A 13753-nucleotide genomic window follows, 5' to 3' on the forward strand; every position below is an offset into this window, starting at 1 on the left:
TTGGCGAATTTCCCAAGGGAATCATAGGCATTGATATAGTTTTGTTTGGTGAATACTTAGATTGAACATCGTATTGACTGCTTATTTAGCAGCAATCAAACTAGAAATCCTTATGCCTGTCTCAAGCAAAGCATGAATTCAGCTAAATATTTTTTCCTTGGGTTACTTACAAGCCATATTTTTCTTACTCGCAATCCAACCATCAAATCCTTTGCATAGTTTTATCTGGTGATTTACCTATTGGCTACGCTCTTTAAATATTCCTATTTTTATTAACATTCCTGTGTTCAATAGAATTACAGAGGGACAAAGACCAAAAAAAACGGACATGTGATTAACATGTCCGTTTTTTTGCAAACTCGCATGCCGTTTTGCGCCAAGCGAGGGTACTCGTTTTAAGAACTATAGTTACTCGTAATCACTCATAGGCACACAAGCACAGAACAAGTTACGATCGCCGTAGACGTTGTCCGCACGGCCTACTGGTGCCCAGTATTTTTGCTTACGCAATGCGGGTACTGGGTAGGCTGCCACTTCGCGGCCATAAGCGTGATTCCATTCGTTGGCGACCAATACTTCAGCAGTATGTGGTGCGTTTTTGAGTGGATTGTCTTTCGCGTCGAATTCACCACTTGCTACTTTAGCGATCTCTTCGCGGATAGCGATCATAGCGTCAATGAAACGATCCAACTCGGCTTGTGATTCGCTTTCTGTTGGCTCAATCATCAAAGTGCCTGGCACTGGGAAGCTCATGGTTGGTGCGTGGAAACCGAAGTCAATCAAACGTTTTGCTACGTCTTCATTGGAGATGCCAGTTGCATCTGTTAATGGACGCAAATCCAAAATACATTCATGCGCAACCAAGCCATCGTGGCCTGTGTAGAGCACAGGGTAATGTGGCGCCAAACGCTTCGCGATGTAGTTCGCTGCCAAGATCGCTGTTTCTGTCGCGGCTTTCAAGCCTTCTGCACCCATCATGGCGATGTACATCCATGAGATTGGCAAAATAGAAGCGGAACCAAATGGTGCAGCACTGACTGCAGAGATGCCTTCTTCACCACGTATATAATGGGTCGACTTTTGGTTCGGCAGGAATTTTGCTAAATGCGCGCCCACTGCAACTGGTCCAACACCTGGTCCGCCACCACCGTGAGGAATACAGAATGTTTTGTGCAAGTTCAAGTGACTAACGTCGCCACCGAATTTACCTGGTGCAGCTACGCCGACCAATGCATTCATGTTCGCGCCGTCGACATACACTTGACCGCCGTGTGCATGAACTATTTCGCACAAAGTTTGAATACCCTCTTCAAACACGCCATGTGTGGATGGGTAAGTCACCATCGCTGCTGCCAAATTGGCGCTGTGCTTTTCTGCTTTGGCTTTCAAGTCAACCAAATCAACGTTACCATTTTCATCGCAAGCAACCACCACAACTTCCATGCCGACCATAGAAGCAGACGCTGGGTTAGTACCGTGCGCGGAGGACGGGATCAAGCAGATATTGCGATGTGCGTCGCCGCGAGATTGATGGTAAGCCTGAATAATCAACAAACCTGCGTATTCACCCTGTGAACCCGCATTTGGTTGCAAGGACACGGCATCGTAGCCAGTCGCTGCGCACAACATCGCCTCTAACTGATCAATCATTTCGCGATAGCCAACAGTTTGATCGTTCGGCGCGAAGGGGTGCATATTCGAAAATTCTGGCCATGTGACTGGAATCATTTCCGACGTCGCATTCAACTTCATGGTGCAAGAACCGAGCGGAATCATAGTACGATCGAGAGCCAAGTCTTTATCCGCCAAACTACGCAAGTAACGCAGCATTTCGTGTTCTGCGTGATAGCGGTTGAATGTTGGGTGCGTCAAGTAAGTTGTGGTACGCGCCAAAGCTGCTGGGAAGGCATCCGCGACATTCGCTTCGATCGAAGTGAAGTCGATTGGTGCTACCGTCGTGATAAACAATTTCCACAATGCTTCGACATCAGCACGCGTAGTCGTTTCGTCGAAAGACACACCGACTTGTGTTGCGCTGATTTGACGCAGGTTGTAGCCCGCTTCTTGTGCTGCTGCGTGCACTGCTGCCGCATCAGCGACATTGATCGTCAATGTATCGAAGAACGAAGCATTGGCAACCGAAACGCCAAACTGCTTCAAACCTGCTGCGAACGTTCCTGTCAAACGATGTGTACGCTGCGCGATTTGTTTCAAACCTGCTGGGCCATGATAAACCGCGTACATCGAAGCAATCACCGCTAACAATACTTGTGCTGTACAGATGTTCGAAGTCGCTTTTTCACGGCGGATATGTTGTTCGCGTGTTTGCAATGCCAAACGGTAAGCTTGCTTACCTTGCGCATCGACAGTCACACCGACCAAACGACCTGGCATAGAACGTTTGAATGCATCTTTCGTGCCCATGTAACCAGCGTGTGGTCCACCGAATCCGAGCGGCACACCGAAGCGTTGGCTGTTACCGACGACGACGTCAGCACCCCATGTGCCAGGCGCTTCGATCAAGGTCAATGCCAACAAATCTGCAGCAGCGATCACCATCGCGCCTTTAGCATGTACGGCAGCTGTAAATTCACGGTAGTCGCGGATTTCACCGTCGACACTTGGGTATTGCAAGAGTACGCCGAAACATTCGTTTTCGATGGCTTCATTGCCTGTCAATGTACGTACTTCCACGCCCAAAGGTTTAGCGCGTGTTTCGATGATTTCACGCGTTTGCGGCAAGACGTCATGCGCTACATAGAACACGTTAGAGTTGGATTTACCAACACGTTGGATCAAGGTCATCGCTTCTGCAGCGGCTGTACCTTCGTCGAGCATAGACGCATTTGCGATGTCCATGCCTGTCATATCCATGATGACCTGTTGGAAGTTCAAAATCGCTTCCAAGCGACCTTGAGAAATTTCTGGCTGGTATGGCGTGTAGGCCGTATACCAAGCTGGATTTTCAAAAATATTGCGTAAAATCACGCCTGGCGTGTGCGTGTTGGAATAACCTTGACCAATGAACGACTTGAGCACTTTATTTTTGCTCGCCAATGCTTTCAAGGTTGCCAAAGCTTCAGTTTCAGATTTCGCCTCAGTGAAGTCAGCCAAAGGCAAAACGTCCTTACGACGAATGTTTGCTGGAACAATCGCATCGATCAAAGCGGTACGATCCGCATAGCCCAACACTTTGAGCATAGCAGCTTGTTCTGCTTCAGATGGGCCGATATGACGGGCGATAAAGGCATCATGTGCCTCAAGTTGGGAAAGGCTAGTACGTGTCATGGTATTTTTGGGTAATAAAACAAAATTCAACAATTGGGAGCAGCCGTCCTGCGGGACTCTAGCTTGATCCCCTCTCCCGCAAGCGGGAGAGGGTTAGGGTGAGGGAGGTTCAGTAAAGACAAACAATTCACGAGGAAGTCCTAAGATTAAACGCTCATGAATCTCATTCACAGGCGATCCACAAATAAACACCACCCTCACCCCTGCCCCTCTCCCGCTTGCGGGCGAGGGGTATTGAAAACTCAACCAATATTTTTTGCGTAAGCTTCTGCGCTCATGAGAGCATCAACATCTGCTGCATTCGCTGGCTTCAGTTTGAACAACCAAGCGTCAAACGCACCTGTATTGATAGAAGCAGGCTCATCAACGACTGCGTCGTTGACTGCAACCACTTCACCTGCAACTGGTGCATACACATCGCCAGCAGCTTTAACAGATTCAATAACGCAGCAATCTTTACCAGCAGCCAAAGTTGCGCCAACTTTTGGCAAGTCAACGAATACGATATCACCCAAGGCATCTTGTGCGAAATCAGTAATACCGACGGACACTGTGCCGTCAGCTTCAACGCGTACCCATTCGTGGGATTCTGTGTATTTACGATCTGCTGGAACTGTCATGTTTTTCTCCAAGAAATTTTAAGATTTAAACGAATTTAAGAATAGATTACGAATGAATTACGCTACAAGAACTTTGCCGTTACGCACAAACGGCAATTTCACTACAGTTGCTGCTAATTGTTTATCACGAATTTGTACGTGTACGGTATCGCCAATTGCGACGCCCATAGGCAAACGCGCTAAGGCGATCGCTTCTTGCATACTCGGACTGAACGTACCGCTAGTGATTTCACCTTCGCCATGGGCGGTAATGATTTTTTGATGTGCGCGGAGGATGCCGCCTTTTTCACGCAAAATCAAGCCGAGGAATTGTTGTGTTTGGCCTTGCTCTTGCAAAGCTTTTTTACCGACGAAATCACGTTCAGAAACCAGATCTATCGTCCAAGCCAAACCTGCATTCAATGGATTGACTGTTTCATCCATGTCTTGACCGTACAAATTCATACCCGCTTCTAAACGCAAAGTATCACGTGCGCCCAAGCCGGCTGGTTTAACGCCAACTGCGACCAAAGCATTCCACAAGTCAGTGATGCGTTCAGCAGAAACAGCAATCTCGAAACCATCTTCACCAGTGTATCCAGTGCGCGCCACCATCACTTCACCAAAAGCTGTGCCATCAACAATTACCGCATTAAATGGTTTCATTTCTGCGCTGGCTGCTTTGGTTTCTGGTAATACTTCCCATGCTTTAGCACGTGCATTAGGGCCTTGGACTGCAATCAAACCATAGGAATTTGCGCCATCACGACGTTGTGCAATCGTGATGCCAGCATTGGTCGCTGCATTGTGCGCATTCATCCAAGCCACGTCTTTTTCTGCTGTACCGGCGTTGACTACCAGACGGAACCAGCTTTCATTCATGAAGTAGATGATCAAATCATCGATCACGGTACCTTCAGGTTTCAACATCGCTGAATATAGCGCTTTACCGGACACTTGTAATTTATCGACGTTATTAGCAACTAAGCCGCGCAAAAAGCTACGGACATTCTCGCCTTTGAGGTCAACAACACACATATGGGAAACGTCGAACATACCGACGTCAGTACGCACAGCATGATGCTCTTCGATTTGAGAGCCGTAGTTCACCGGCATATCCCAGCCACCGAAATCCACCATCTTCGCGCCGGCGGCACGATGTGCTGCGTTCAAGGGGGTTACTTTAAGAGTTGCTTGCGTCATGTGAGAGCCTCAGTACCGTTATGGACAAAAAAAGGGACGAAAAAAAACACACGATAAGGTCGACGTTCGAAACCTGCTTCGTATGCTACTTGATCACTTCTCGAATTGAATTCAAGAAATAACAATCATTCGCTACCCCTCTGTCCTGGTACCTGAGAGATTACGAGAAGTCATCTTTCAATGATTCTCGTCGCACCTTCGGTGGGTAGTTCAATGCCTGATAATTCCGCGCACTGCTACCGCTCTCCAGAGTAGGGGAGTTTTTACACAACCCCGCTGATCGGTCCTTTTGCCTGAGAGTTTGTTGGGTATTAGCCCCTTCGGCGGCCGTCTGCAAAATGACTATTTGCTCAGCTCTCTCCCGATCTAGTGGCGAGATTATACCGCGAAACACTGTATATGCCGATATCCGAACAAGGATTTTCCCGATATTTTCACATTCGGGCAGTCACAATTCTTATTCTATTTTCTAACAAATCAAGCACAAATGATCGTTCAATCCAGCTTCGAAGAAAGTATCACCGTTGGCAGCTCAAAGCTAAACTCGCTACCACCATCAATTCTTGCTCGATACGCCACATCACCACCCAGCTTGTTCACAATGCGTTTGACCAATGATAAACCGACACCATGCCCTTCTTTGTTTTGATTCCCACAACGTTCAAAAGCCTCAAATAAGCCTGGAACATCCTCTAACCTCACGCCAGGTCCGCGATCAGCGACACAATAACGCACCATCCCATTTGCTGCCTTTGAACAAGAAATTTCTATGTGCGGTGGCTCACCGCCATACTTCAAGGCATTGCTCAGATAATTTATTAATACTTGTTCCACCCAAGCACGCATGCCCATAGCTGGCAATAAAAAGTCTGTAAAATCAATGATGGCAGCAGATTCATGTATTTGTGCCTCAAGGCGTTGTAGCACCTCTTTTACAATCGCCACCATATCGAGCTCTTGCATCTCCAAGTCAGATTCCTTACGCACACTCCCCATCAGCAGCAGCGCTTCAATAATCTCTTGCATTTTGGCAGCATTACGGTCGGCCATACCCAGCATGACCTGCAATTGTTGTAGCGGCAGTTCATGTATTTTGGCTCTTACAATTTTAATCGTGCCTAGTATGCTCGTAAGCGGATTCTTGAGATCATGAGCCACGCTGTGTGCATAAGCATCGAGCTCGCTGTTTTGCTCGGCTAGTTGCCGGTTGCGTTGACGTAATTCGTCTTCTACCAACTTACGTGTTGCAATCTCTTTCTGTGCGGTTTCATGTAGCTGCGTGTGATCGATTACCATCGCGGCCAAACGCGAAAAGCGCATACCATTCTCGATATCGATCGGAGAAAAAGCATGTCCGGGCCGCACACGCCCCAAACCTAAAACCCCGAGACAGCGATCGCCCGCCATGATAGGAAAATCGCCCACCGCAAACAACTCGGCGTCACCATACACCACCCGCTTCCCTGCCCATTTCGAATAATTATCGATGATTGCCGGCATGCCAGTGTCGTGAGCACGCCAACTCACCAAGGCTTCGCCACGACGCACCCTATCACCTAACAAATAAGTCTGATTTCGTGTGAATGCTCGTACAACCAACTCATCCGCATCGACCAACATCAATTCAGCATAGGGGGAGTCCAAAATCAATGAGGCTTGATCGACGATAGTCTGCAAGAGGCTGTCAAGATCATATCGCTCCAACATATCAAGACTGGTCTGGTAAAGCAGAGCGAAGAAACTTTGCTCGATGTTGACAGTATTTTGGGGCACCAACTGGGTAATCGCCTGACTGTCACGATCAACTTCAGCCATGCCCAAGGTCGCTGGCGATTGCAGCGGCTTCCATAAAGAAAAGCGGGTATGCCCTTTGGGGAAATAATCCAATTGACCATAGGCGCGATAACCTTGCTGGTAATAAAACCGTGGAGACTGAAAGCTGAAGGTCTCAAGCGCTACAAACAGACATCCACGTTCAAGCGCCAGACGCTCAGCGGTCGACAACAATAGCGTGCCCTGTCCAAGCCCCCTAACCTCTTCACTGAGCCACAGCGTTTGGATCAACAGCCATTGCCAAATTGTTTCTGCAATAAGGCCACCAAGGACTTGACCTTCTTGATTGCGCAACACCAGATTCAAAGCTTGAAGATCACGCTGGCCAACGGCCTGACGATTGTAGGCCTGCAAACCTAACTTGAGCTGCATCAAGTCGGCTTCGCTAGGATTGGAATCCACATGTAATTGCTGAACTGGTTTCATGCATGAAATAAGAGCTATGAGATACCAGCCTACTGTAGCTCATTTCTTTACCGATTTCGCTGAAGGATCAGAAAAAACCAGCAAAATGTCGTTTCTCTATCGTCATGCAGCACCAGCTTTAGTAAAAAGAAATCTTCTCGTTATTCCATTGAACGCTATTCACTAACCCTATTCTTGCACCCGCTCCGGTTTTCGCGCATCTGCTGCTCGCTCAGCGCCACTTGCGCTGCCACCAATTGCCAAAATCGGTTGACGCGGCGGCTCGCCCCACATGCCTTTACCTCTAGCATAATAGGCATGCAAATAGCCCCAGTACACCAGCCCATCACCACTGCGCGGATCAAGCAGATAAAAACCTAAACGACCTAATGGTTGATTCAAAGGCACATACATGGCTTTATCTAAAGTCTCATTAGTCCAGCTATAGCCGGCACGTTTCTCGGGAATCTGCTCTTTCCACTGCCCTTTAATTTGAGCAGTAAAAATTCCCTGGAAAGTATCCTTCGCGATGTTGCGTTCAGTCTCGTGGAAATACATCAAAGCCTGATCTTTAGGGCGTGCTGAACCAGGCAGCACTTTCAAACCATGCGCTTCCAAAATCGGGCGTAGTTTTTCGGCATAAGCTGGATCAACCAGATAGCCTTGCGGTACGCGAATTTCATCGACGGCCTTGAAGGCAACATAGGCGGGCAAATCCCTTTTGGTGCGCGATTTTTCGCCTATGATTTGGCCGTTAGCATCTTTAACCGGATCAACCACATCGAAAGTATAGGTCTCCGCCAAAGTCATTTCAGTACGCAATGGCAGGCGCGCGTCATTATTTTTCCATTGATCAGCCCAACGTACTTTCGCGGCGACTTGTTCACGTTTGACTTGCTCTTTATTTGCCGCTAGCCACCGCAATAATTCCACCACATAAAGGCGATTATCTTCTATGCGTTCTTTATAGCTACGATACACATAGGTCTCGACCAGAACACCCAAAGCATATTGCAGCGTCGGGTAATTACTGACTAAATTAGGCGTAGAAAAAGCCGATTCCCAACCATCAATCTGCTTATCTTTGTCGTAGCGAAAATTGCCGTAATCATAGGTTGGCATCCCACGCGGCAGCATGGTGGCACGCACATCGGTCAGCATCTTGCGATTAAGCCCTTGTAAAGACGCGTCGCCACCCGTCGCCCAAGCTGGCTCGTAAGTAATATGAAAGCCGTGATAACTGCCATTGGTCGTGTGTAAGTCAAATACCGCCGCCGGCTGAAAGTCTTGATACATCGCCAGCATCCAACGCGTATTTGCGGCAGCCGCTTTCATCATGTCGCGATTCAGGTCTATCCCAAACGCATTTTCACGCGGCCCTACGCCACCTGCAGGATTTGGCTGATGACGGCGATTTAAGGGATCTTGGGCATCAGCACCGTCAGCGTTATAAGTTGGTAGTGTCACGATTTCTATCGACTGACGGATTTCTGGATACTTCCCTTGCACTAATTCGCGCAAGATAATTTGCATCGCATCTTTTCCTTCCACTTCACCCGCGTGGATACCAGCATTGATATATACATGCAAAGGATCTTTCCCCGTCGAAGCGAGGCGCCAGGCAGTTAAGGGTTGCCCCGTCTCCGTGGTGAGCGGCGCTTTTTTGGGCTGATATCGACTCAAGGATTTATCCTTTTTCTGCAATTCCGCCATGAACTGCGCCACATCTGCAACCGTGCTGGTGCTCTGATAATGATTTTGCTCAAAACGCGCTTGTGGCCAATTGGCATCTTTGGATTTATCCCCTGCTTGTACAGAAGAAGTAATGACTGCAAACACACTGAGAGCTAACACCGTTTTTTTCATAGATTTCATTTTTTCTTCTTATCAGGTTACGAACGTATATGACGAAACACTTGTATAAAAAAACGACCTAAGCGAGCCATCACCTAAGTCGTTTTTAATTAGTCATTCAAACAAAGTTTCCAGAAATTATTTGTTGGTCTTGCCTTGCTTCCACGCGTCCAAATATTTAGCAGCTTTAGGATTTTTTTCATCCCACTTGGGTGCATCTTTGCTGTTAGCGATATGTTCAATGGCAACCGCAACAGCGCGATCAACTTTCGCCATATTCTCGTAATCGATCTTGTTCGCTTCATCACCTAAACCATGGTAGTCAGGGAAACCATAAGCCACACTGATCGTATGTGCTGGAATACCCTGATCCGCCAAGGCTTGGTTATCACTAGCACCAAAATACTTGTCACTATTCACTGGATGTTTCCAAACATGGATACCTGTCTTGTCGCCCGCCTGTTTGATAATGGCACCGACTTCGGAAAAATCAAAACCTGTCACGCCCACTGATGCGACTTGAGCGCCTTCTGAATCATCGGTACGACCGACTTGCTCAATATTGATACCGGCAACTGTTTTTTCTATCGGAAAGACCGGATTCTTGCCGTAGTAGCGTGAACCTACCAATCCTTTTTCTTCACCAAAGAAAGTCATGAAAACGATACTGCGTTTTGGACGATCCTTCATACCCGCAAAAGCTTTCGCTAACTCAATTACCGAAACCGTGCCACTAGCATCATCATTGGCACCGTTAAAAATCTTATCTCCTTCAGCATTCGCTTTCATGCCTATGTGATCGTAATGCGCCGTCACCAGCACATAAGTCTCTTTCAACGCCGGATCTGAACCACGCAAGACACCGATTACGTTACGCACGATAGTTGGCGACGTAGGCTCAGCTTCGGCTGGTGGCACTGGTGCACCAGGGCGGCGACGTAATTCTTTCTTTAATACATTCCAGTCTGCCGTTTGAAAATAACCGTCATTACCTGCTGGCTCTAAGCCAATAACTCGAAATTGTGCGGCAATATACTCCGCTGCTAAATCCAAGCCACGCGATGGTGTGTCGCGCCCCTCTAACAAATCTGAGGCAAGAAAAGTCAAATGGCCACGCATAGATTCCGCAGAAATACGTTCTATTGTGGCTTGCATCACAGGGCTCAGTTTGGCTGCGGCACTAGGTGCTTTTTGCGCAAACGTAGAGGGAGCAACAAGACTGCTAGAAATTATTAAAGCGGATGCAATTAGTTGTAATCGTGGCGTAAAGTTCATACCTATCCCATTAGAAATTATTACTACAAAATTATTTTAGAGGTAAATGTCGCAATTTAGAGTATCGCTTTAGCAGAGCATTTTTCCCAATCAAGTCTTTGACTTCAACCAAGCTCTGAGTCTACTTTACAAATATAGTTCCCAAGATAAACATCACATACGTGTTTTTAATTATTCAGATTGCATCCAAGCTTTTAAGCCATTGACCCAAATAGGTGCCTGCAATTTGTAGTTTACCCGCAATATGGCCGCCCGCTGATATAACAATTCGAAGTCAACTTCAGGTGCACTTTTAAAGCCTATTGCAACCACATTGGCGTCATGTACTTCCGGCAACCACACTACGACTTCAAAACATGCTTGCATGGCAGCGATATTTTTGGCGCGCTGCTGATCGTTTGCAAACAAATTGACTGTCAACATACCTTCATCACTCAAACAATCTGCACAGGCTTGATAAAATTCTGGACTATCCAATACAGGTCCTTCCGCCTCTGCGTCATATAGATCCACCTGTATCACATCGATCTTGCCGCGACGAGTGGGATTGCGCACGAAATCAAACGCATCCATCTCTATGACACGCAAACGTTCATCATCCTCAGGCAATTTAAATTGCTCGCGGCACATAGCGATGACTTTAGGATTTAAATCGACCGCCGTCACCTGTGCCTCTGGAAAATACCGGTAGCAGAATTTAGTTAAAGCAGCGGCCCCTAATCCAAGTTGCACAATATGTCTAGGCTGCATATTAAATAACATCCATAAATTCATCTGCTGCACATATTCAAGTTCAATTTGATCAGGCACTGCCAGGCGCATAGAGCCTTGTATTGGCGCGCAACTCACATCACTATTCACGGCACTCGCCAAATGAAGAGATCGCACGCCCCGAAACTCGGAAACAAACACATCTGGATGGTGAGCCGGTACTGGAATTATTTGCGTATTTTTTTTAGCCATCATCTACTTTGTTTTTTCGGCATTGAAACGAAAAGCACAATCATGAGCATGATCATTTACCATACCAATCGCCTGCATGTAAGCATAAACAATCGTCGAGCCCACAAACTTAAAGCCGCGTTTTTTCAGATCTTTAGAAATCTGATCAGACAATTCCGTTGTAATAATTCGTTCGCCCGTATTAACAATTGGTCGTCGATTAACGTGCGCCCACAAATAGCTATCGAGACTACCGAATTCTTTGCATAGCATTAAATACGACTTCGCGTTGGTTATCGTTGCTTGAATTTTGAGGCGGTTACGAATGATGCCGGCATTTTGCATTAGAGCCTCCACTTTTTTTTCGTCGTACTGAGATATTTTTTGTGCATCCCAATGATCAAAAGCAAGTCGATAATTTTCGCGTTTATTTAGCACAGTCTCCCAACTCAGGCCCGCTTGCGCACCTTCTAAATTAAGCATTTCAAACAAACGTAACTCTTCATGGCAAGGTACACCCCATTCCTTGTCGTGATAATCCAAATATAAAGAGTTAGCTGGGTTAGCCCAAGAGCATCGTGTTTGAGTCATATTTTCTACCAGTAATTTGGAGTCGAATCTAATGCTTAAATTATTATTTTTTCAAGCATTAAACAACACCATTGCATAAAACATAGATTATACTGGCCAGCATCAATGCTTTCTAAAAACGACAATTATAACTACTTGTCTTTTTATGAAACCGCCAATAAAAAAAATGCTATTTGATATAGGTATTTACAATGATGAATAAGTCCAAGAAAAACGCTTCTATTCTTAGCACCATATTACTAACGACCCTTCTAAGCAGTTGCGGTGGCGGCGGTAGTGGAAGCTCTTCCAACAACACGAGTTTGTGTACTCAAAATAGTGCGTTTTGCTCAGTCGCTGGCAACGTGAATTCAAGTAGTACAGGAAATACTACCGGTACAGGAACACCAACAGGTAGCAGCATTGGCGCGCCATCCCTCTATGCCAATGTTTGTACAGCGGCAGTCGAAAAAAGCTGGGTTCGCGCGCATTTAAATGATGTGTATCTTTGGTACAAACAGATTGTTGACGTACCACCAGCCAACTACAGCACTCCTCAATTGTATTTCGACGCACTGTTAGTTAAACAAAATGACCGCTTCAGTTTCACCGCACCAAAAAGTGAGATAGATGGCTATTTTGAAGCAGGTGAAGATGTCAGTTTTGGCTATAAATTGGTGAACCAAAATAATCAATTACGTGTCAGCTATATCCAACCAAACTCCCCGGCAGACTTGCAAAAAGTTAAGCGCGGCGCGCAAATTGTAGGCCTGAACGGCACGCCAATTGGTCAATTAAGTTATGACGCTCAAGTTGCAGCCCTCTACCCGACCAGCTCGCAAACCACAACTCGATTTGAAATCAAGGAGGTTGGTGCCAGCACGACTCGTTTTGTGGATTTGAAGGCAACAACCGTTACAACACAGCCGGTTCTACAGAACAAAATCATCACTACCCCCGAAAATCGCCGTTTAGGCTACATCGTGTTCACCGATCATATCGCAACAGCATCTGATCCTTTGGTCAACAGCTTACGCAATTTTCAACAACAAGGTATTGATGATCTTGTGATCGATTTACGCTACAACGGCGGCGGTTATATCTATATCGCGAATGAAGTAGCGTCTATGATTGCAGGCAGTAAAGCACAGGGTCGTGTTTTTGAACAACTTCAATACAACGACAAACATACCGATTGGACCGCTCAAAGTAAATTTCTATTCACTAACAAATCGCGCTCTGGACAAGATTTGCCTCAATTGAACTTGTCGCGCGTCTTTGTATTAACCACGGCTCGCACCTGCTCTGCCAGTGAATCCATCATCAATGGGCTGTCTCCATTTGTAAAAGTGATCACCATAGGCGGCACAACTTGCGGCAAGCCCTATGGCTTCACGCAAACCGATAACTGTGGCACGGCTTATTTTGCGATTGAATTTGATGGCGTAAATGATGCAGGCAAAGGGGGCTATGTCAATGGTTTCGCACCCACTTGTCCAGCTAGTGATGACCTTGATAATGAATTGGGTTCATTGAGTGAACGACTTTTAGCCAATGCTGCAAGTTATAGTAAGTCTGGCATATGCGCTATCACTGGCATTGCCGTCCCTGCTGCCCCTTTCCAAATTGACGGCAAAATTATCGATCCAGATCCTCATCCTTGGAGAAATAATCGCATACGCAAGTAAGTCTCGTTCAATTAACAGCCGCACAACAAAGCCCGGATTTCATACGCGGGCTTTTCTTAGACTATTTTTTAATTTATTTCGATATTGTGCGTAAGT

At 46.5% G+C, this 13753-nt stretch carries 9 protein-coding genes and 2 riboswitches; of the genes, 1 reads left to right on the forward strand and 8 read right to left on the reverse strand.

Annotated elements, in window-relative coordinates:
• Nucleotides 1-408: 408 nt before the first annotated feature.
• The 8 genes from gcvP to ACO0KZ_RS15360 all read right to left on the reverse strand — a co-directional run bounded on the left by gcvP (nucleotide 409) and on the right by ACO0KZ_RS15360 (nucleotide 11990).
• A complete protein-coding gene (gene gcvP, locus ACO0KZ_RS15325; RefSeq protein ID WP_422996731.1) occupies nucleotides 409-3288 on the reverse strand; it encodes an aminomethyl-transferring glycine dehydrogenase in 2880 nt (959 codons plus the stop codon).
• A gap of 242 nt (nucleotides 3289-3530) precedes the next feature.
• Nucleotides 3531-3908, reverse strand: a complete 378-nt coding sequence (gene gcvH / locus ACO0KZ_RS15330; RefSeq protein WP_422996733.1) for a glycine cleavage system protein GcvH — start codon at nucleotides 3906-3908, stop codon at nucleotides 3531-3533.
• 57 nt (nucleotides 3909-3965) lie between these two features.
• On the reverse strand, nucleotides 3966-5090 hold the full coding sequence (gene gcvT / locus ACO0KZ_RS15335; protein ID WP_422996735.1) for a glycine cleavage system aminomethyltransferase GcvT: 1125 nt from the start codon (nucleotides 5088-5090) through the stop codon (nucleotides 3966-3968).
• 130 nt (nucleotides 5091-5220) lie between these two features.
• Nucleotides 5221-5350: riboswitch (glycine riboswitch) on the reverse strand.
• 11 nt (nucleotides 5351-5361) lie between these two features.
• Nucleotides 5362-5464, reverse strand: a riboswitch (glycine riboswitch).
• Between the two features lie 121 nt (nucleotides 5465-5585).
• Entirely contained in the window at nucleotides 5586-7349 is a 1764-nt protein-coding gene (locus ACO0KZ_RS15340) for a sensor histidine kinase (protein WP_422996737.1), read from the reverse strand.
• 168 nt (nucleotides 7350-7517) lie between these two features.
• Entirely contained in the window at nucleotides 7518-9203 is a 1686-nt protein-coding gene (locus ACO0KZ_RS15345) for a M14 family zinc carboxypeptidase (protein ID WP_422996739.1), read from the reverse strand.
• 117 nt (nucleotides 9204-9320) lie between these two features.
• Nucleotides 9321-10457: a M28 family peptidase gene (locus ACO0KZ_RS15350; RefSeq protein WP_422996741.1), complete on the reverse strand. Its 1137-nt coding sequence runs from the start codon at nucleotides 10455-10457 to the stop codon at nucleotides 9321-9323.
• Between the two features lie 171 nt (nucleotides 10458-10628).
• Nucleotides 10629-11423, reverse strand: coding sequence for a methyltransferase domain-containing protein (locus tag ACO0KZ_RS15355; RefSeq protein WP_422996743.1), 795 nt, complete (start codon nucleotides 11421-11423; stop codon nucleotides 10629-10631).
• The gene (locus tag ACO0KZ_RS15360) at nucleotides 11424-11990 is read right to left on the reverse strand and encodes a DNA-3-methyladenine glycosylase I (RefSeq protein ID WP_422996745.1); all 567 of its coding nucleotides are present in this window, start codon (nucleotides 11988-11990) and stop codon (nucleotides 11424-11426) included.
• A gap of 191 nt (nucleotides 11991-12181) precedes the next feature.
• Here ACO0KZ_RS15360 and ACO0KZ_RS15365 point away from each other — a divergent pair, with 191 nt between their 5' ends.
• Nucleotides 12182-13657, forward strand: a complete 1476-nt coding sequence (locus ACO0KZ_RS15365; RefSeq protein ID WP_422996747.1) for a S41 family peptidase — start codon at nucleotides 12182-12184, stop codon at nucleotides 13655-13657.
• Nucleotides 13658-13753 lie beyond the last annotated feature (96 nt).

The sequence above is a fragment of the Undibacterium sp. Di24W genome, assembly GCF_049340325.1.
Lineage (GTDB): Bacteria > Pseudomonadota > Gammaproteobacteria > Burkholderiales > Burkholderiaceae_D > Undibacterium.